Source organism: Janthinobacterium sp. SUN128, from assembly GCF_030587275.1.
Classification (GTDB): domain Bacteria; phylum Pseudomonadota; class Gammaproteobacteria; order Burkholderiales; family Burkholderiaceae_D; genus Janthinobacterium; species Janthinobacterium lividum.
On sequence record NZ_JAPWHY010000001.1, the window covers coordinates 3,494,278 to 3,512,708 of the forward strand.

Consider the following 18,431-nt stretch of genomic DNA (forward strand, 5'->3'; position numbering starts at 1 on the left):
AAGAGTAAGTATTTACTCGAACGAATAGAAGACGCGGAACGGGACTTTCTTCTCGGCCCAGTAGTCGGCCGCGTCGCGGAATACGTCGAGCAGGATCTCGCGCGCTTCCTTGTCGAATTTTTGCGTATTTGGCAATTGCTCGAGCACCACCAGGAATCCCGTCTGCGTGCCGGCCTTGGACATGGTGTCCGTCAGGCACAGGCGCAGGGCATCGAAATTCTTCGCCAGGTTTTTCGGAAACAGGAATGCTTCTGCAATAATGCCGATGACTTGTTGTTTGGTCTGTCCAGCGTTGCAATGCGCATATAAAAAGTGCTGCCCGAGACGGATCGCCTCGTCTTGTAATTCGGTCACGCGAAAGGCACGGATGGACTGGACAAGGTTGGGCGGCACGGTTAGTAACAAACTCATTTTTCCCTCAAATCGACCTGTTATGTATGGATCTCTTCTAGCTGCTCTTCTTATTGCATCCCCGCACGCGGGTCAATGCGCACGCGGTGATTCGATCTGTATCAACTTTTATGCGATTCAGTGCGATTTTATATAAGCCATACGCGTATTAGGGTAACGTGTTGTCCTGCATGAATCAACCCGAATATGATGTCAAACGCAAGATTTGTTACAAACCGCTGGTTTCAAGTCATTTCAACATCTTGTATCGATTGAAAGTGCATGTTACAGACTGTGGGGCAAGGGGCTTGGGCTGTTACATTTTGTTGCCATGCGAAACACTTGTCCCCGTCTGGCGGGATTACTATAGTCCCAAGTTGTAAAAAATACCCTGAAAGATTCTCTACATAACGAGGTTACAAATGAACTTGCAAGCCAAATTGATGATGTCAGCCCTTTGTATCGGTGCATTGCCACTCGCCCAGGCCGCCGACTTTGAAGATTTCGGCAAGGTCGTGCGCGTCGTGCCGCAAGTGGAACAGATCAACCGTCCACGCCAGGAATGCCGCACGGAATACGTGCAAGTCCAGGCGCCGCCGCAACAGCGCAGCGCTGGCGGCTCCATCGTCGGCGGTATCGCCGGCGCCCTGCTCGGCAGCCAGGTCGGTGGCGGTAATGGCCGCACGGCCGCCGCCGCTGCTGGCGCGATTGCCGGTGCCGTCGTCGGCGACCGTGTCGACAACCAGAACAATTACCAGGGCGGCATGCAGGAACAAGCCGTCAAGCAATGCCGTCAGGTCGACCACTGGGAATCGCGCAACAATGGCTACCAGGTCACCTACGACTACCGCGGCCGCAACTACACGAGCATCATGTCCTACGATCCGGGCGAGCGCATCCGTCTGCGCGTCTCGATCGAACCCGCTCAGCAGTAAGCAATAACCAGCCCGTACCATGCCAGCCCCAGCGGCTGGCATTTTTTATGGCGCCCCGGCGCGGGCTATAATGCGGCACACTTTCAGGCCGCCTTATGCTTATCAAACGAAAATCCATCGAACAAATCGAATCCTCGCGCCCTGCGCGCAAGCCCCGCTATGCCCCTGTCACCCTGTCGGAAATGGATGGTGTGCGCTATCTGCATTTCGGCACGGAATGGGTGCAGGGTGCCATGCGCATCCGCAAGCCGGACTGGCCGGAGCTCGAATACGCGCAGCAGATGATGGCGTGGATGCTGTGGATCGAACAGCCGCAGCGCCTCGCCCAGCTGGGCCTGGGCACGGCCGCGCTGACCAAGTTCTGCTACCGCCAGTTCCCGCAGGCGCAGGTCGATGCCATCGAACTGAACCCATCCGTCATCACCATCTGCGCCTCGATGTTCAAGCTGCCGCCCAACGACGAGCGCCTGCACGTGCGCGAGATGGATGCGCTCGACTACGTCAACGACGAGACCCACCACGGCACTCTGGACGCCCTGCAGGTGGACCTGTACGACGCCACGGCGCGCGGTCCCGTGCTCGACAGCGCCGATTTCTATTCCGCCTGCTGCGCCTGCCTGGCGCCGCACGGCATCATGACGGTCAACCTGTTTGGCGACCACCCCAGCTACGCGAAGAACATCAAGGCGATGAAGTTTGCGTTTGAACAGGTGATCTGCCTGCCGGAAGTCCATGATGGGAACGTGGTGGCGATCGCTTTCAAGACGAAAGTGGCACTCGATACGGAAGCGCAAGCCGCCCTGCTCGAACGCGCCAAGCAGATCGTCGCCGAGACCAAGCTGCCCGCCAAGTCCTGGGTCAAGGGCATCGTCAGCACCCTGTAACCGCCGGCCTGCCCAGGCATGGCCGGCAGCCCGGAAAGGCGCCGGCCATGCCCGCATCCCCTCCTTCTCCCGATACGCCGCTGCAACTGCCGCAGCTGCTGGCCTGGCTGCAGGAAGACGGCTTGCTCGATGCGGCACAAGCGGCCGCCATCGACGCCCAGGCCGCCCTGCTGCCGGCACCCGCCCTGCATCCGCTGTGCAGCATCGCCCACGGCGCACTCACGCTCGATGCCCTGTGCGCCTGGCTGGCGCAACGCTCCAGCCTGCCGTATGTGCGCATCGATCCCCTGCACATCGATTTCAGCCAGGTGGCCGACGTCATGACGGCCGGCTATGCGGCCCGCTTCAACATCCTGCCCGTGGAAAGCACGCCTGAGCGCATCGTCATCGCCACGGCCCAGCCATATGCGCTCGCTTGGCAGGCACAGCTGGGAAACCTGGCGCCGCGCAAGCTGAGCCTGGTCATCGCGAACCCGCTGCACATCGCCGACGCCATCGCGCAATTTTTCAGCCTGGCCAGTTCCGTCAAGGTGGCCCGGCAAGCCTCCACGCAAGACCTGGCGCTGCGCCACAATTTCGAACAACTGGTGGAACTGGGGCGCAACAAGACCAGCCTCGACGCCAACGACCAGCACGTGGTGCGCATCGTCGACTGGCTGTGGCAATACGCGTTTGCCCAGCGCGCTTCCGACATCCATCTGGAACCGAAGCGCGACGCGGGCCTCGTGCGCCTGCGCATCGACGGCCGCCTGCACCAGGCCTACCAGTTGCCGCCCGTGGTATTGCTGGCCATGACGGCGCGCATCAAGTTGCTGGGGCGTATGGACGTGGTGGAAAAACGCCGGCCCCAGGATGGGCGCATCAAGACGCGCAATGCGCAGGGCCAGGAAATCGAGCTGCGCCTGTCGACCTTGCCCACGGCCTTCGGCGAAAAGCTCGTCATGCGCATCTTCGACCCGGAAGTGGCCGTCAAGAGCCTGGCCGAGCTGGGCTTTCCGCCGGCGGACGCCGAACGCTGGCGCCAGCTGACGGCGCGCACGCACGGCATCGTGCTGGTGACGGGTCCCACCGGCTCGGGCAAGACCAGCACCCTGTACAGTACCTTGAAGGCGCTGGCCGGCAGCGAAGTCAATGTGTGCACGGTGGAAGACCCCATCGAAATGGTCGAACCGGCCTTCAACCAGATGCAGGTGCAAACCCAGGCCGGCATCGAACTGTCGTTTGCCGATGGCGTGCGGGCGCTGATGCGGCAAGACCCCGACATCATCATGGTGGGCGAAATCCGCGACCTGGCCACGGCCGAGATGGCCATCCAGGCGGCGCTGACGGGGCATCTGGTACTCTCGACCCTGCACACCAACGATGCGCCCTCGGCCGTCATGCGCCTGCTGGAACTGGGCTTGCCCGCCTATCTGCTGGAAGCGTGCCTGGCCGGCGTGCTGGCGCAGCGCCTGTTGCGCTGCCTGTGCCCGGGCTGCAAGCAGCTGGACACGGCTCCCGGTGCTGCGGCGTGGCAGCGCCTGACAGGCGGCCAGCTGGAGCTGCCGGCCGCCGCATACCGCCCCGTCGGCTGCGCCCTGTGCCGGCACAGCGGCTATCTGGGGCGCGCCGGCATCTATGAACTGCTGGGCGTGACGGAAACGTTCGGCCAGCTGGTCAAGGCAGGCGCCGACCTGCATGCCCTGCGCCGCCAGAGCATCCTCGACGGCATGACGCCGCTGCGCATCGCCGGCGCGCGCAAGATCATCGATGGCACGACCAGCATCGACGAAGTGCTGAAGCTCACGGCAGCCCTGCATTAGCTGGCCAGCACTTTCTCACAGGAATGCTTTGCATTCTTTTTCAACTGATATATAATGCGGCCTCTTTCGGGTCGTTAGCTCAGCTGGTAGAGCAGCGGACTTTTAATCCGTTGGTCGCAGGTTCGAATCCCGCACGGCCTACCACGAATGCGCAGTACTAAAAAGCCAATCCTTCGGGATTGGCTTTTTTCGTTTCCGGCCCCCGGTTATACTGGCCCTTCGTCTTGCCAGCCCTGAAAGAAACGCATGAAACTTGCCGCCACCCTCCTCCTGTCCACCGTTTGCCTGTCCGCCCAAGCGCAAACGCCCATCGTGCTCGACGGCCAGTACAGCGCGCGCACGGACGAGATGAGCCTGCAGATCATCGGCAACCGCGTCTGCTTCGCGCCCGACAAGGCGCAGTGGGGCCGTTTGCCCCGCCCTGCCGCCACGCACGATGCGTGGTTCTGCTTTTCCAACGATGGCGAGGCGCGCCGGCTGCTGCGCGTGCCCGCGCGCCAGGCCGACAATTGCGGCTGGCAAGCGCGTGCGCGCATCGTCATCGACACCTATCAACCGTATGTGGAGCAAGGCGATGGCAACGACATGGCGCGCCTGGCGTCGGTGGTGAAGGTGGCGCAGCCAAACGCCATCGCCTGCGAGTAATCAGCCCAGTTCGTATTCCTGCAGATACCGGGCAAACAATTCCCCATCGGACAGCGGACACGCAAACCCTGCGCCCCAGTCGGCCAGCAGCAACTGCTCTTTCAAGGGCAGCAGCATGAGTTCAGGCATGGCGTCGCTGCACCACAGGTCGCACACGATGCCCTCGTCATCCAGGCCCGCAAACAGGGTTTCCGCGTGCTCGCCGCCAAAGGCCAGCACATTCTTGCATTCCACCCGGTAACTGCTGTAGCCCGTGTAGACGGCGTCGTAGGGCGGCAAGGCATCGGCCAGCGCCAGGCGCAACTGGTCCGCCGTGAGGCCCAGCGCGCGCAGCGGCGACGGCGGCGCCTCGGGCACGTACAACTGCGTCCAGCCGGCGCCGCTGCGGTGCGCGTCGGCAAATGCCTGCTGCTCGCCCATCTGCGTCAGGCAGTGCTGCAAATTATCCAGCGGCAGCAGTTCGATCATGCAAAAATCATCTTCGTGATAATAGGCTTCACGCATGCTTCAATTCTCCAGCAAGTCGTGCAGTTGCACATTGCGCCGCGATGTCAGCAGGCCGGCCCAGGTCTCGCTCGTCACGGACGGGTAACGCACGGCGCCAAAGTTCATCCACGCGTCGCGGTACGCCAGCCACAGGCGCTGGGTGGCGCGGATGCCATCCTTGCCCACGGCGCCCGCATGGGTTTGCGCCGGCTTCTTCATGAGCTTGCCGTAGATGGCGTTGAGTTCCTTGTCGAGCGCCGCCGCCTGTTCCCTGGACATGCTGGCCGGCAGCTTGCCCGCTTCGTACTCGCGCAGATCGTGCGCCAGCAGATCAAGCTCGGCCGTGCGGGCGGCGATGCTCAGGGCGGCGCGTGCCGTGCCGCTCAAGTCCGTTTCATTGGCCGCGCGCGCATCGGCAAACTTGCTTGCCGCCGCCTGCAGTTTTTGCAGCGACGCTTGCGCCGCTGCAGGCATGCTTGCGCCGACTTTGCCTGTCGCCTGCGTGCGCACGCGTTGTTTCTGGCGCGCATCGATGGCGCTGCACACGCCCATCATGTAGCCGCTGGTGATGTCGTCGCACAAATCGATCATGCCGCGTCCGCTGGCATTGATCTTCTGCAAGTGTTCGATGCGCCCTTGCATCTCGGCCGGCGCCGCATCGATGCTGCACGCGTACTTCAGCGCCAGCAACGGGTCTTTCTGCACGCCCTGCCCATTCTGGTACAGCATCATCAGGACAGCGCTGTTCTGCGTGGCCATGGCGCAATGGCGCGCAGGACGCCAGTCCGCCGGCTTGGGCGAGGACATACTCTTGGTATCGTAATACAGGTCTGTTGCCTGGCACTGCTGCAGCGATGCCACGGCGGAAGGGGCCGGCAGGTCGGCCGGCGGCGGCGCCGCATCCTTGACCTTCAGGCAACCCGCATACCAGGCTGTGCTTTCCGCGTGACCGACGCCCATGGCGCTGGTATTCGGGTACGGTGCGGGCGCCGCGGCAAAAACCGGGGCAGCCAGCAGGCAGCTCGCGCCCAGCAATATCGTTTTCAATAAGGGTAGACTAATTTTCATGGCCGGCCACAGGTAGCATCAGTAAAAGAACAAGTTTAACTGATCGGCCATGGCGCGCCCGCCCGATACGTGGCCGTCCCACGTGGTAAGTAACGGTACACAGCCTTGGCAGTGCGGGAAACGATGGGCAATAATGTTGCCCGCTGTACTTTTTTCACTACCGGACCACGCCCATGACCTCACCCCGTCTTCGCCGTTCCCTCGGCTCCCTGCTGATCGCAGCGGCCTGCGCCTCGCTGGCAACGACCGTCCACGCCGCCGATACCAAGGCCACCACCCCAGTTGCCGCCACGCAAACCAATGCCAGGCACGCCATCACGCATGAAGACGTGTGGCTGATGAAACGGGTGGGCGCGCCCGTCGCCAGCCCGGACGGCAAGTGGGCCGTGTTTTCCGTCGTCGACAGCGCCTACTCCAGCCAAGACCAATCGTCGGATCTGTGGATCAAGTCGCTGCTTGACGACAGCCCTGCGCGCCGCCTGACCTCGTCCAAGGGCGGCGAAAGCGCCGTGGCCTGGTCGCCGGACAGCCGCCAGCTGGTCTTCGTTGCCAAGCGCGACGGCGATGACGCGGGACAGATCTATCGCCTCGACGTGGTCGCTGGCGGCGAAGCGCAGCGCCTGACCTCGCTCACCATGGGCGCGCGCATGCCGAAATGGAGCCCGGATGGCAAGCAGTTGCTGTTCATCAGCGACATCTATCCAGGCAACAAGACGGAAGCCGACGTCAAGCAAAGCGCGAAAGAGCGCAAGGAACGCAAATACAGCGCCCGTTCGTATGAAACGACGGCGCCCCGCTATTTCGACAAGTGGCTGACCGACAAGCAGGTGCGGTTGTTCATCGTCGACGCCGACGCCGCGGCAACCCCGCGCGACATCCTGTCGGGCACCCAACTGGTCACCCTGCCGGGCTTTGGCGGCGGCCAGGGCGACGAGGGACAATCGCTGGATGCCGTCTGGACGCCGGACGGCAAGGCCGTCGTCTTCAACGCGGCCACCAACCGCGATGCGGCCCAGCGCGAAGCCGTCGTCTCGCAACTGTACTTGCTGCCCGTGGCGGGCGGTGAAGCGCAGCGTTTGACGCAGGATAAACACAGCTACGGTTCCCTGAAATTCGCGGCCGACGGCAAGACGCTGTTCGCGCTCAGCGACGCGCAAACGCCGGGCAAAGTGTATGACGTGAAACGCCTGGCCAGCTTTGCCTGGCCGATGAGCAACCCTGCGCCGACCATCCTGACGGCCAAGCTGGACCGCTCCATTTCGCGCTTTGTGCTGCCCGAAGGCGGCAAGCGCGTCATCTTCAGCTATGAACATGCTGGCCTGGAAAAGCTGTACTCGATCGACGCCAGGGGTGGCGACGTGCGCGAGGAACCATCCTTGCCGACGGGTACCATCAACTCGCTGAGCAGCGGCGGCAAGGCCCTGGTGGGCGTGTGGGAATCCGCCATCAACCCGCCGGAAATCTACGCCTTCAACGGCAAGCAGCCGAAGCGCCTGACGACATTCAACACGGACAAGGCAAGTAAAATCGACTGGCAGGCGCCCGAGCACTTCTGGTTCACCACGGCCGACGGCCGCCAGATCCACAATATGCTCGTCAAGCCGGCCAACTTTGACCCGAACAAGAAATACCCGCTGTTTACCGTCATCCACGGCGGCGCGGCCAGCATGTGGCGCGACCAGTTCGTGCTGCGCTGGAACTATCATTTGCTGGCCAAGCCCGGCTATGTCGTGCTGCTGACCGACTACAAGGGTTCCACCGGCTACGGCGAGGAATTCTCGCGGGCTATCCAGTTCGATCCGCTGAAGGGCCCTGGCGATGAAGTCAACCAGGGCGTCGATGAAGCCATCAAGAAATATCCATTTATCGACAGCACGAAACTGGCTGCCGGCGGCGCCAGCTATGGCGGCCACCTGGCCAACTGGCTGCAAGCGACCACCACGCGCTACAAGGCCATCGTCTCGCATGCGGGCGAAATGGACCTGATCATGCAATGGGGTACCAGCGATGGCGGTTTCGGCCGTGAAACCAATGCAGGCGGCCCCGTCTGGTCGAACCTGCCCGTGTGGCGCGAGCAAAGCCCCGTCATGCAAGCGGGCAACCACGAAAAAGGCACGGGTTTCACGACCCCCATCCTGATCACCGTGGGCGAGCTCGATTACCGCGTGCCGGCCAACAATGCCTTGATGAACTTTGCCGTGCAACAGCGCCTGAACGTGCCGGCGAAATTGCTGGTCTTCCCGGACGAAAACCACTGGATCTTGAAGGGCGAAAACAGCCGCTTCTTCTATAGCGAAGTCGAGGGCTGGCTGGCCAAATACTTAAAATAAGAACACCACAGAACAGTCCATGGCGGCGTTGCATTGCCTAGTCGTACTATTCGTACTGCCTTCGGCAATGCGCCTTGCCCTGAACGTGTTCTGAGGCGTTCTTGAAATCTTGAAAAAATGAAAAAGCCAGGCTCCGCACACGCGGGCCTGGCTTTTTTCATGCGGGCTGGGCAGAGGCCACGGCCGCCTTCTGCCGCTGGATCGCCAGCACCAGCAGCGCGGCGACGAGGCAGGCGGCGCCGGCCGCGAACAGGGCAGGATTGTAGGTCAGCATCAGAGTGCGGATGCGGCCCGCGCCGTAGGCGGCCACGGCGGCGCCCAGCTGGTGGCCGGCGAATATCCAGCCGAAGACCATGCCCGCCCGCTCCCGGCCAAACGTGGCCCCCACCAGCTTCACGGTGGGCGGCACGGTGGCGATCCAGTCCAGGCCGTAGAACATGGCGAACAGGGACAGGCCGTACAAGGTGAATTCCGAATACGGCAGCCAGAACAGCGACAAGCCACGCAAGCCGTAATACCAGAACAGCAGCTTGCGGTTGTCATAGCGGTCCGACAGCCAGCCCGACAGGATGGTGCCGAACAGGTCGAACGCGCCCATCATGGCCAGCACGGACGCGGCCGGCACGGCTGACAGGCCCGAGTCGCCGCACAGGGAAATGAAATGCGTCTGGATCAAGCCATTCGTGCTGAGGCCGCAGATGAAAAACGTGCCGAACAATATCCAGAAGGTGCGGTTCGCCGCCACACTGCGCAGGATCATGAACGGCGTGGCAAACGTCATTGTCGCCGCCGGCGCCGCCACCAGGGGCGTGGCCGGGTCGGCGCCGTAGGGACGCAAGGCCACGTCCTGCGGGCGGTTGCGCATGCACAGGAAGGCCAGCACGGCGACGATGGCGCAGGCGGCGAACACGGGCATGACGGCCGTGCGCCAGCCGTAGTGCTCGATCAGCCAGGCGCCCACGGGCAGGAACAGCAGCTGGCCCGTGGCCGAACTGGCCGTCAGCACGCCCACCACCAGGCCACGGTGCGTCTCGAACCAGCGGTTCGCCACCACGGCGCTCAAGACCAGCGCCGTCATGCCCGAGCCCAGCCCCAGCAGGATGCCCCACAGGGCGACCAGGTGCCAGAACTGCGTCATGCGCGTGGCCAGCAGCATGCCCGCTGCGATCAGGCCCAGGGCCACGCAGATGACATTGCGCAAGCCGAAACGCTCCATCAGGATGGCGGCAAACGGCCCCATCAAACCGAACAGCACGAAGCGCACGGCCAGGGCCGAGGAAATCTGCTCGGCATCCCAGCCGAACTCGCGGCTCAAGGGCTGCATCAGCGCGCCCGGCAAACCCAGCGCGGCCGACGACGTCAAGGCGGTGAGGAAAGTAATGGCGACGATGACCCAGGCAAAGTGCACGCCGCGCCGCTCCAGCCATTGCGAAAACGATAGGGAAAGCATGCCGTCCTCATGAGAAAAAGTGAATGCCGGTCAGCATCAGCCGACTGGATTTTCCCCATGTTATATTATGATCGTAATTTATACAATCAAAAAAACTGGAGCCACAGTGCTGCGTGCGGCTCCAGTCCCGGCTTTAACGCATCGGCAGAATGCGGCTTACTTCACTTTCAAGCCATTCTTCACATCCGTCACGCCTTCCACGCCACGGGCCAGGTCGGCGGCTTTTTTCACTTGCGCCTGCGAAGGCACGAAGCCGCTGAGCATGACGACACCGTTGACCGTTTCCACGTGCACATCGAGTGCTTTCAAGTCGTTGTCCTTGACGAGGTCAGCCTTGATTTTCGTCGTGATGACAGAGTCGGCCACGGCCGTCTTGGTGCTGCCGGCCGCATTGCGCGTCACGCAGGCGGCCTTGGCCGCCGCATCCATGGCGTCGCAGTTTTCCTTCATCGTGGCAGGCGGATTTTGCGCCACGTTGGTGCCGGCCCTGGCGCCCGTGTTGGCATCGGCCAGCGCGGCCGTTTTCGCCGCCTTGGCATCGGTCATGCACGTGGTTTTATCGGCCCCCGTGCGGTCGCCGCACTTGGCCTTGGCCAGGTCATACTCGGCATTGGCGACATCCTTGCGGGCCTTGCCCAGTTCGCGCGGCGTGTTGCGGTATTGCGCCACGGCGTCCGAATCGGCCTTGGCGCGCGCCACCTTGGCTTCCTCCACGCAGACTTTTTTCGCGTTGCCGCTCTGGCTGTCGCAGGCGGCCTTGGCCTGCTTGTAGTCGGCCGATGCCTTGTCCGTCAAACTCTTGTACGAGGCATCCTGCGCATACGCGGGCGTGGCGGCAAGCAGGGCGCTGGCACTGGCGGCCAGCATGAGTGCGATCATTTTGTTCATGATGGTTCCTCTCTGGTTAATTGATGCCCAGATTAGACCCCTGCCGCGCGCAAAGCTCCGTGCGACAGCACACGCTGACAGTCCATTCGCATAAAAATCATCGCTTATTTGTCGCCGCTCAAGCCCTTCCGCCACAATACTTGCGCCTGTTCAAATGGTGAAACGGACTCATCAAATGCACCAGCGCCAGCGGCCAGCGCCAGCCAGGCTTGCGTGGCGTGCGAACCGCCTGCGCCATCGCCAGCCGCGCGCACGCCGAGCATCCAGGCCAGCACATCCTGATACTGCCCGGGGTGGCGTCCATGCATCCACGCCAGGGCTACCAGATCCGCATAGCCCTCTTCGCGGCGCGTCTCGCGCAGCTCCTGCGCCAGCAGTGTCAACTTGCTCCGCTGCATGCTGCGCGGCTCGACAAAGCCGCGTGGCAAGGCATGCCAGTCACCCTGCGCATAGCGCTGGCAGTGGCCGATCTCATGCGCCGTCATCGCTTCCATCATCAGGCCGTGGCGCATGGGTGGCACGCCTTGCAGGACACTGTCCGCCTGCGCATTGCCGCGCAAGGAGAGCACCAGCTTGCAGCGCCCTGCCGCGTAGCCCAGCGCCAGCGGCACGGCGCCGGGGGCATCCTGCGGCTGCACGATGATATCGATGGGCAAGCCTTGCGCACGCGCAAACGCGATGACGGCTTGGCCCGCCTGCAGCCAGCGGGTTTCCAGGTCGGTGAGCTTGGCGGCAGCCACGGCGGACACAGGAGACAAAAGGATGAGCAAGCTCATCAGCAAGAGCGGATTTGGCATGGGATCGGCGGGAAAAAGAGGATATACCGCTGCAGAGTAAGCGGTGAAAATATTTCCACAAGGAAAAACTGGCAACTTTTCACAAATAAAGACGAAAAAAAACCGGCGCAGAGGCACCGGCTTTTCACACTGATAATAATCAAGGTCAGCTTATTTCTTCGCCGCCTTGTCCAGCGCGCGGGCCGTGACGAATTCCGGGCGGATATCGTTAGGCACGGCCTTCATCTTGTCGAGCGCCACCTGCACTTCGGGGCGGATCACCACGTACTTGGTCATCAGGTCTTTCGCGCGCGCATAGTCGCCCGTCGCCTCGATGGTCAAGAATTCACGGTCCAGGTCGATCACGGCCTGCTTGATCTTGCCAAAATCGACGCCGAACTTGCCGTCGCCCAGCGATACAAAGCCGCCCTTGTCGAGGATGTAATTCATCTGGATAGCCATGCCGCGCGCATGCGAATCCGTCAAGCCGAAATGCAGGGTGCGGAAACCGGAAGCGAGGAAAGTGTTGTACAGCTTGCGCTCGGCCGCCTCGCCCTGGCCCAGGGTGTCGTTCAGTTGCCCCTTGTCCATCATGTAGCGCAGCGCGAACAATCCCGTGATGTCGGCCTTGGCCTCTTCGATGGTCGAGTAGGCTTCCTTCAAGTCCTGGCGCGGCGTCGATGGCTTGCCGTCGACCACGGTCGCATGCGGACCCAGGCCGTGCATGATTTCATGCGCGAGGATGTGCGTGAAGAAGGAATTGAAATCCACATCCTGCTGCGCCTCGGGCGTGAGCACCAGTTTCGAGATCGGCGTCAGGGTGGCCTTGAACTTGGCTTCCTGCACATTCTTCAACATCACGCGCTTGGAGCCGCGCGCGCTGATGATGCGCTCGTCGTTCGGCAAGTTGTAGGCGGCCGTCTGCACGGCCATGTTGCCGTCGCCGGCGCCGTACACCTGGTTGACCACCACCATCGGCGCCAGCGCGCCCACTTTCGGGTTGCGGTACCGGGCGTCGAGCGGCAGGTTGTCTTCCAGTTCCTGCATGTGCCTGGCGAAGAAGTTCAGCTTTTGCGTCTCCGCCTGGTCGCGGATGTTCACGTAAGCTTCGAACGCGGCCTTGTAGCCGAACAATTCGTCGTTGTACGTTTCGTAGGGGCCGATGGTGATGTCGACGGGCGAATCGAGGTCCATCCAGGCGAAGTCGGACGGCAGATAGTCGTTGTCGAGGAAAGCCTTGGCGCGCAAGGTCAGGAATTTCTTCAGCGATGCGTTGTCCGTGGCGGCGGCCGCCTCGTCGAGCAGCTTGGCCAATTGCTTCAGTTCCACCTTGTATTCATCCGAATACTTGACGGTCTTATAGGTGCCATCCTTGCCCGCGCGAATCGTCGTGAAGAACCATTGCGCCTGCTGCTTGTCGTCCGCCGGCAAGCCGTTCATCCACGTTTCCAGGCTGGCCTTGGTGGCGCCCTGCGGATAGAAGTTGCCCGCTTCCGGCTTGTGCGCGGGAATCGCGATGCCCGCATAGCTGGCGGGCATGAACGAGGCATGGGCGTCGAGCACCGACCATGGCCCCTTGTTGATCCAGAAATAGTTCAAACGGGCCTGGCCCAGGGCCGACTTGTCCTTCTTCAGGGCTGCCCACAGCGATTCATTGCCGGACCAGCGCTGGCGCAGCTGCAGCACGTCGACCAGCTTGGCCGCTTCAACCAGCTTGGCGATGGCCTGGCGGTCGCCCGCGGACAGGTGCGTGACATCGGCCGTCAGCGCGACGGGCGCATAGCGGGCACTCATGGCGGTCAGTTGCGCGGCGGTGGCCGGGGTTGCGGGTGCGGCCGCTTGCGTTGCGGCGCAGGCGCTGCCGACGGCGGCGGCCATCAGCAGGGGAATCAGGATGTTTTTCATGGGGCCTCGGTGTGTGGTTCACAGCAAGCAAGCGCCCCGCACCATCACGGCGCGGCCGCTTCCTTGTTCAGCCTGCGATTGTCCCACCTGCCCCATGGCATGGCAAGCGGCTTACCAGACCTTGTACACCTGCCCCGTCTGCGCCCCTTCCACGCTGCGGCTGTAAGCGAGCGCCACGCGGCTGGCGGCGACCGGTTCGAAGCCATAGAAGAAGGGGCCATACGACTCCAGCGACTCCTCCAGCACCGTGGGGCTGACGACATTGATGCGCACGCCGCGCGGCAACTCGATGGCGGCGCCCCGCACGAAACCTTCCACGGCCGCGTTGGTCATGGTGGCGGCCGTGCCGAAGCGGATCGGCTGGTCGGCCACGATACCGCTCGTGAGGGTGATCGAGCCGCCGTCGTTCAGGTATTCCTGCGCCACCAGCGCCACGTTGACCTGCCCCATCAGCTTGCTGTCCAGGCCCAGCTGGAACTGCTCGGGCGTGAATTCGGCCAGGGGGCCGAAATGCAGCTTGCCGGCCGTGACGACGACGGCATCGACCTTGCCGATGCGCTTGAACAGGGCGCGTACCTGTGCGATGTCGCCCATGTCGGCCTGGTGCGTGCCGCTGCGGCTGCCCACTTCGATGATTTCATGGCGTTGCGCCAGTTGGGCGGCGACGGCCGTGCCGATGGTGCCGCTGGCGCCGATGATAACGATTTTCATGATGCTTCCTAGTCTGGTTGAACGATGGAGCCAGTATGCGCCGCTTACAAAAAGGAATAAATACGCTAGAATTTACAAGATTACTAATCTATAGTTTGCAATCAAGGCGCCATGGATAAATTGCGCAGCATGGAGATTTTTGTCGCCGTCGTCGATGCGGGCAGTTTCACGGCTGCCGCCGAGGCGTTCCGGATCTCGCCCGTGATGGTGGGCAAGCACATCAAATACCTGGAAGAGCGGCTGGGCGCGCGGCTGCTGGCGCGCACCACGCGGCGGCAAAGCCTGACGGAAATCGGCCAGCAGTATGTGGAGCAGTGCCGCCAGATTTTGGCCAGCATCCATGCGGCCGAACGGGGCGCGGAAGCCATGCGCACGGCACCGCGCGGCAAGCTGAAGATCACGGCGCCCGTGTCGTTCGGCAGCGAGTGCATCGCGCCGCTGCTGGCCGACTACCTCGATGCGTATCCGGAAGTGAGCCTGGAATTGAACCTGAACGACAGGACGGTGGACCTGGTGGAAGAAGGATTCGATGCGGCCATCCGCATCGGCAAGCTGGAAGATTCCGCCATGGTGGCGCGCGCGCTGCGGCCGTATGCGATGGTGATCTGCGCCGCGCCCGCCTACCTGGCCAGACACGGCACGCCGCGCACGCCGGCCGACCTGGCGCGCCACGAATGCCTGGACTTCATGCAATGGACGCGCCATGTGCGCTGGCGCCTGGCCAGGAGCGGCGACGACGATGGCAGCCCCGTGCGCGAGAGCCGCTTCCGCTCGAATAATGGGCAGGCGCTGCGCGTAGCGGCCCTGCACGGCTTCGGCATCGTCATGCAGGCGGAGATCCTGATGGCCGGCGATATCGCCGCCGGCAGGCTGGTGCCGCTGCTGGCCGACTACGTGCCGGCGCCGCGCCCCATGCACCTCGTGTATGCGCGCGACCGCCAGCCCACGCCGAAACTGACGACCTTCATCGATTTTCTGCTGGAACGCTACGGGCCGGCGGCGACACCGCCACCGGCCACGCTCACGTAACCGGGAAGCTTAGTTCACCTTTGCGGCGGGCGCCGACGCCAGCTTGGCCAGTTCGCCGTCCGGCTGCCAGCCGGCACCTAAAGACCTCGCCACGGCGACGGTCGCCAGCAGGCGCTGGGTCTTGATCTGCGCGGCGGCGCGGTCCGCGGCCAGCGAACTGCGCTGCGCGTCCGTCACGTCCAGGTAGGTCGAGATGCCGCGCTCGTAGCGCGTGCGCGCCACCAGGTAGGCGCGCGCCGCCGCTGCCTGCGACAGGGCCTGGGCGTCGCCCTGCAACTGGCGCTGCTCCACGTCGGACAGCGCATCTTCCACTTCGCGCAAGGCCGTCAGCAGCTTGGTTTCATGGTTCGCCACGGCTTCCGCATAGCGCGCCTTGCTCAAATCCAGGTTGGCCTGGTTGCGGCCACCGTCGAAGATCGGCAGGGACAGGGCCAGCGGACCAAAGCTGAACTGGCGCGAACCGCCCTGCGCCAGGTCGCGCAGCTTTTCAGAGGCGTAGCCGAAATTGCCCGTCAATTGCAGCGTCGGATAAAACGCGCCTTCGGCCACGCCTACTTGCGCATTCGCCGCGCGCAGGCCCGCCACGCTGGAAACTAGGTCAGGACGGTGCGCCAGCAGGCTGGCAGGCAGGCCGACAGGGATACCTGGCGGCAGCGGCAAGATGGATGGATCGGCGGCGACCGGCAATTGCAGCGCCGACGGCGGCTTGCCCGTCAGGGTGGCCAGGCTGTTTTCCAGCTGGTTGCGCTGGCGCTTGACTTCATGCAGGTCGGCCTGCGCGTTCGACAGTTCGACTTTCGCGCGCGCCAGGTCCAGCTCATTCGTCAGGCCCGCGTTGAAGCGCGCCTCGACCAGCTGCGCCGATTCGCGGCGCGTATCGAGCGCACCATTCAGGATCGCCATTTCCGCATCGAGGCCGCGCAGCTGCCAGTAGTTGCTGGCCACTTGCGCCGACAGCATCAGCAGCACGCCGTCGCGGTCGGCCTGCGCCGCCAGCGCCTGCGAATCGGCCGCTTCGACCATGCGCTTGACACGCCCCAGCAAGTCGACCTCGTACGACAGCGTGCCACCCACGGAAAAATTGTTGCCGCTGATGGAGCGGTTGCCCAGGGCCAGGCCCTGCGAGGTGTTGGCCGAGGTGCGCGAGTTCGAGATGCCCGTGCTGACGTTCACGCTGGGCCCCTGGTTCGCACGCGCCGTGCCGCTTTGCGCCAGTGCCTGCAGCAATCGCTCGCCAGCCGCTTTCACGCTCGGGTTGTCGCGCAGCGCGGCTTGTTCCAGCCGGTTCAGGGTGTCGTCGCCGAACACGTTCCACCATTCGGCCGGCAATTGCGCGGCGTCCGCGCTACCCGCGCCATGGCGGAACGTGGCCGTGTCGATGCCGGCCAGATTGGCGGGCGCCTTGAAATCCTGGCCCACGGTGCCGCAGGCGGCAAGCAGCACGGCCAGCGAGGCGGCTGCGGCGATTTTGGTCATAACTGTGTTCATGATGTGTACCTTCTTGTTCTTGAGGTGTTTGCGTGCGCGGTCAATGACCGCCGCCACCGCCACCGGGGGCTTTGAGTTTGTCGGCCAGCCACAGGGGCACGATGCAGGCCAGCAGGATGGCGCCGATCAGGAAGAAGCCGTCGTTATAGGCCATCACATACGCTTCGCGGCGCACGATGCCATCGATCGCCTGCAAGGCCTGGTTGCCGGCCGTGACGGCGTCATAGCCCTTGGCCATGAACGAGGACGTCAGCTGGTCGATGCGCAGCTGCGTGGCGCTGGAATAGGCATTGATCGCTTCACCCAGGCGCTGCGAATGGAAGTGCTCGCGGGTGCTCAGGGCCGTGGCCAGCAGGGCGATGCCGATCGAGCCGCCGAGGTTGCGCGTCATGTTGAACAGGCTCGAAGCGGATGCCATGTCCTTCGGCGCGATGCCCTTCATGGCGAAGTTCGACAGGGTCAGCATGACGAAGGGCTGGCCCAGCGCGCGCACCACCTGCGACCACAGCAGCTGGTCGTAGCCGGTGGAAGCGTCCATGTAGGCATTCATCATGCACGAGCCGCCAAACAGCAGCAGGCCGATCGAACACAGGATACGGTTATCCACCGTCGACGACAGCTTGGCGACGAAGGGCATGATGAACAGCTGCGGCAAGCCCACCCACATGATGACTTCACCGATCTGCATCGGCGAGTAGCCGGCGATCTGGCCCAGGAACAGCGGCAGCAAAAAGGCCGAGCCATACAGGCCCATGCCCGTCACGGCCGACAGCACGGTGGCGACCAGGAAATTGCGCTGGCCATACAGCGCCAGGTTGACGAACGGTTCGGCGCGCGTGGCGCTGGTGACGACCCAGCCCAGGATGCCCGTCAGGGCCAGCGCGGCAAAGGCGATGATGAAACCCGAGTCGAACCAGTCCTTCGAATTGCCCTCTTCCAGGAAGATGGTCAGGCAACCGAGGCCCAGGGCCATGAAGAAGATGCCCAGCCAGTCGGCCTTCCAGAACAGCTTCAGTTGCAGCGGCTCCTTGTCCAGGCCATAGATCATGCCGACGATCAGCAGGACGCCGGGCACCCAGTTGATGTAGAAGATCGATGGCCAGCCATACAGTTCGGAGAGGTATCCGCCCAGGGTCGGTCCCATGGCCGGCGCCAGGGTCGCCGTCAAGCCAAAGATGGCCATGCCGACGGCGCGCTTCGATGGCGGCAGCTTGAGCATCACCAGGGTAAACGCCATCGGAATCAGGGCGCCGCCGGTGAACCCCTGCAGCATGCGGAAGACGATCATGCTTTCCAGGTTCCAGGCCGCCCCGCACAGGGTGGAGAACAGCAGGAAGAAAGCGGTGGTGCCGATCATGTAGGTACGCAGTCCGAACACGCGCGCCAGCAGCGCGGTGAGGGGAATGACGATGATTTCCGCCACCAGGTAGGCCGTGGAAATCCACGAGCCCTCTTCCTGGGTGGCCGACAGCGAGCCAAGGATATCCTTGAGCGAGGAGTTGGTGATCTGGATGTCGAGCACCGCCATGAAGGCGCCCAGCATGCCGGCGGCGACCGCCAGCCAGGTGCGCCCGGAGACTTTCTCGTCGATCACGGGAAACGCTGGCGGCTTCGCCAGCGTGGTGGAGGAGCTGCTCATGGAAG

At 63.2% G+C, this 18,431-nt stretch carries 16 protein-coding genes and 1 tRNA gene; 7 read left to right on the top strand and 10 right to left on the bottom strand.

Features of this window, described 5'->3' with window-relative positions; all coding sequences use genetic code 11:
• Nucleotides 1–12: 12 nt before the first annotated feature.
• On the bottom strand, nucleotides 13–411 hold the full coding sequence (locus O3297_RS15825; protein WP_034785135.1) for a barstar family protein: 399 nt from the start codon (nucleotides 409–411) through the stop codon (nucleotides 13–15).
• A 401-nt stretch (nucleotides 412–812) separates the two neighbouring features.
• On the opposite strand from O3297_RS15825, the gene O3297_RS15830 reads away from it, so the two are divergent.
• The 5 genes from O3297_RS15830 to O3297_RS15850 all read left to right on the top strand — a co-directional run bounded on the left by O3297_RS15830 (nucleotide 813) and on the right by O3297_RS15850 (nucleotide 4,656).
• Nucleotides 813–1,325 carry a glycine zipper 2TM domain-containing protein gene (locus O3297_RS15830; protein ID WP_034785134.1) on the top strand — a complete coding sequence of 171 codons (513 nt, stop codon included), beginning with the start codon at nucleotides 813–815 and terminating at the stop codon, nucleotides 1,323–1,325.
• A gap of 95 nt (nucleotides 1,326–1,420) precedes the next feature.
• Nucleotides 1,421–2,209 carry a spermidine synthase gene (locus O3297_RS15835; RefSeq protein ID WP_305049112.1) on the top strand — a complete coding sequence of 263 codons (789 nt, stop codon included), beginning with the start codon at nucleotides 1,421–1,423 and terminating at the stop codon, nucleotides 2,207–2,209.
• A gap of 47 nt (nucleotides 2,210–2,256) precedes the next feature.
• Nucleotides 2,257–4,011 carry a GspE/PulE family protein gene (locus O3297_RS15840; protein WP_305049113.1) on the top strand — a complete coding sequence of 585 codons (1,755 nt, stop codon included), beginning with the start codon at nucleotides 2,257–2,259 and terminating at the stop codon, nucleotides 4,009–4,011.
• Nucleotides 4,012–4,079: 68 nt separating this feature from the next.
• A tRNA-Lys gene (locus tag O3297_RS15845) sits at nucleotides 4,080–4,155 on the top strand.
• A 102-nt stretch (nucleotides 4,156–4,257) separates the two neighbouring features.
• Entirely contained in the window at nucleotides 4,258–4,656 is a 399-nt protein-coding gene (locus O3297_RS15850; RefSeq protein WP_305049114.1) for a hypothetical protein, read from the top strand.
• On the opposite strand, the gene O3297_RS15855 is transcribed toward O3297_RS15850, so the two are convergent.
• Nucleotides 4,657–5,160, bottom strand: a complete 504-nt coding sequence (locus O3297_RS15855) for a hypothetical protein (protein ID WP_305049115.1) — start codon at nucleotides 5,158–5,160, stop codon at nucleotides 4,657–4,659. It abuts the gene before it with no gap.
• Between the two features lie 3 nt (nucleotides 5,161–5,163).
• Nucleotides 5,164–6,210: a lysozyme inhibitor LprI family protein gene (locus tag O3297_RS15860; RefSeq protein WP_305049116.1), complete on the bottom strand. Its 1,047-nt coding sequence runs from the start codon at nucleotides 6,208–6,210 to the stop codon at nucleotides 5,164–5,166.
• 173 nt (nucleotides 6,211–6,383) lie between these two features.
• Here O3297_RS15860 and O3297_RS15865 point away from each other — a divergent pair, with 173 nt between their 5' ends.
• A complete protein-coding gene (locus O3297_RS15865; RefSeq protein ID WP_305049117.1) occupies nucleotides 6,384–8,540 on the top strand; it encodes a S9 family peptidase in 2,157 nt (718 codons plus the stop codon).
• Nucleotides 8,541–8,697: 157 nt separating this feature from the next.
• Here the strand turns inward: O3297_RS15865 and O3297_RS15870 are convergent, their stop codons facing one another.
• The 5 genes from O3297_RS15870 to O3297_RS15890 form a co-directional block, all read right to left on the bottom strand.
• Entirely contained in the window at nucleotides 8,698–9,990 is a 1,293-nt protein-coding gene (locus O3297_RS15870) for an MFS transporter (protein ID WP_034786573.1), read from the bottom strand.
• A gap of 156 nt (nucleotides 9,991–10,146) precedes the next feature.
• Nucleotides 10,147–10,878, bottom strand: coding sequence for a BON domain-containing protein (locus O3297_RS15875; protein ID WP_305049118.1), 732 nt, complete (start codon nucleotides 10,876–10,878; stop codon nucleotides 10,147–10,149).
• Between the two features lie 104 nt (nucleotides 10,879–10,982).
• Entirely contained in the window at nucleotides 10,983–11,675 is a 693-nt protein-coding gene (locus tag O3297_RS15880; RefSeq protein ID WP_305049119.1) for a hypothetical protein, read from the bottom strand.
• A gap of 150 nt (nucleotides 11,676–11,825) precedes the next feature.
• Nucleotides 11,826–13,559, bottom strand: coding sequence for a hypothetical protein (locus O3297_RS15885; RefSeq protein WP_305049120.1), 1,734 nt, complete (start codon nucleotides 13,557–13,559; stop codon nucleotides 11,826–11,828).
• A gap of 111 nt (nucleotides 13,560–13,670) precedes the next feature.
• Nucleotides 13,671–14,270, bottom strand: a complete 600-nt coding sequence (locus O3297_RS15890; protein ID WP_305049121.1) for a short chain dehydrogenase — start codon at nucleotides 14,268–14,270, stop codon at nucleotides 13,671–13,673.
• Between the two features lie 111 nt (nucleotides 14,271–14,381).
• Between O3297_RS15890 and O3297_RS15895 the strand changes: the two genes are divergently transcribed.
• Nucleotides 14,382–15,299 carry a LysR family transcriptional regulator gene (locus tag O3297_RS15895; protein ID WP_305049122.1) on the top strand — a complete coding sequence of 306 codons (918 nt, stop codon included), beginning with the start codon at nucleotides 14,382–14,384 and terminating at the stop codon, nucleotides 15,297–15,299.
• A 9-nt stretch (nucleotides 15,300–15,308) separates the two neighbouring features.
• Here O3297_RS15895 and O3297_RS15900 read toward each other — a convergent pair whose 3' ends face one another.
• Nucleotides 15,309–16,787 (bottom strand): efflux transporter outer membrane subunit, encoded by a 1,479-nt coding sequence (locus O3297_RS15900; RefSeq protein WP_230520729.1) that lies wholly within the window; start codon nucleotides 16,785–16,787, stop codon nucleotides 15,309–15,311.
• A gap of 40 nt (nucleotides 16,788–16,827) precedes the next feature.
• Nucleotides 16,828–18,426: a DHA2 family efflux MFS transporter permease subunit gene (locus O3297_RS15905; RefSeq protein WP_305049123.1), complete on the bottom strand. Its 1,599-nt coding sequence runs from the start codon at nucleotides 18,424–18,426 to the stop codon at nucleotides 16,828–16,830.
• Between the last annotated feature and the right edge of the window lie 5 nt (nucleotides 18,427–18,431).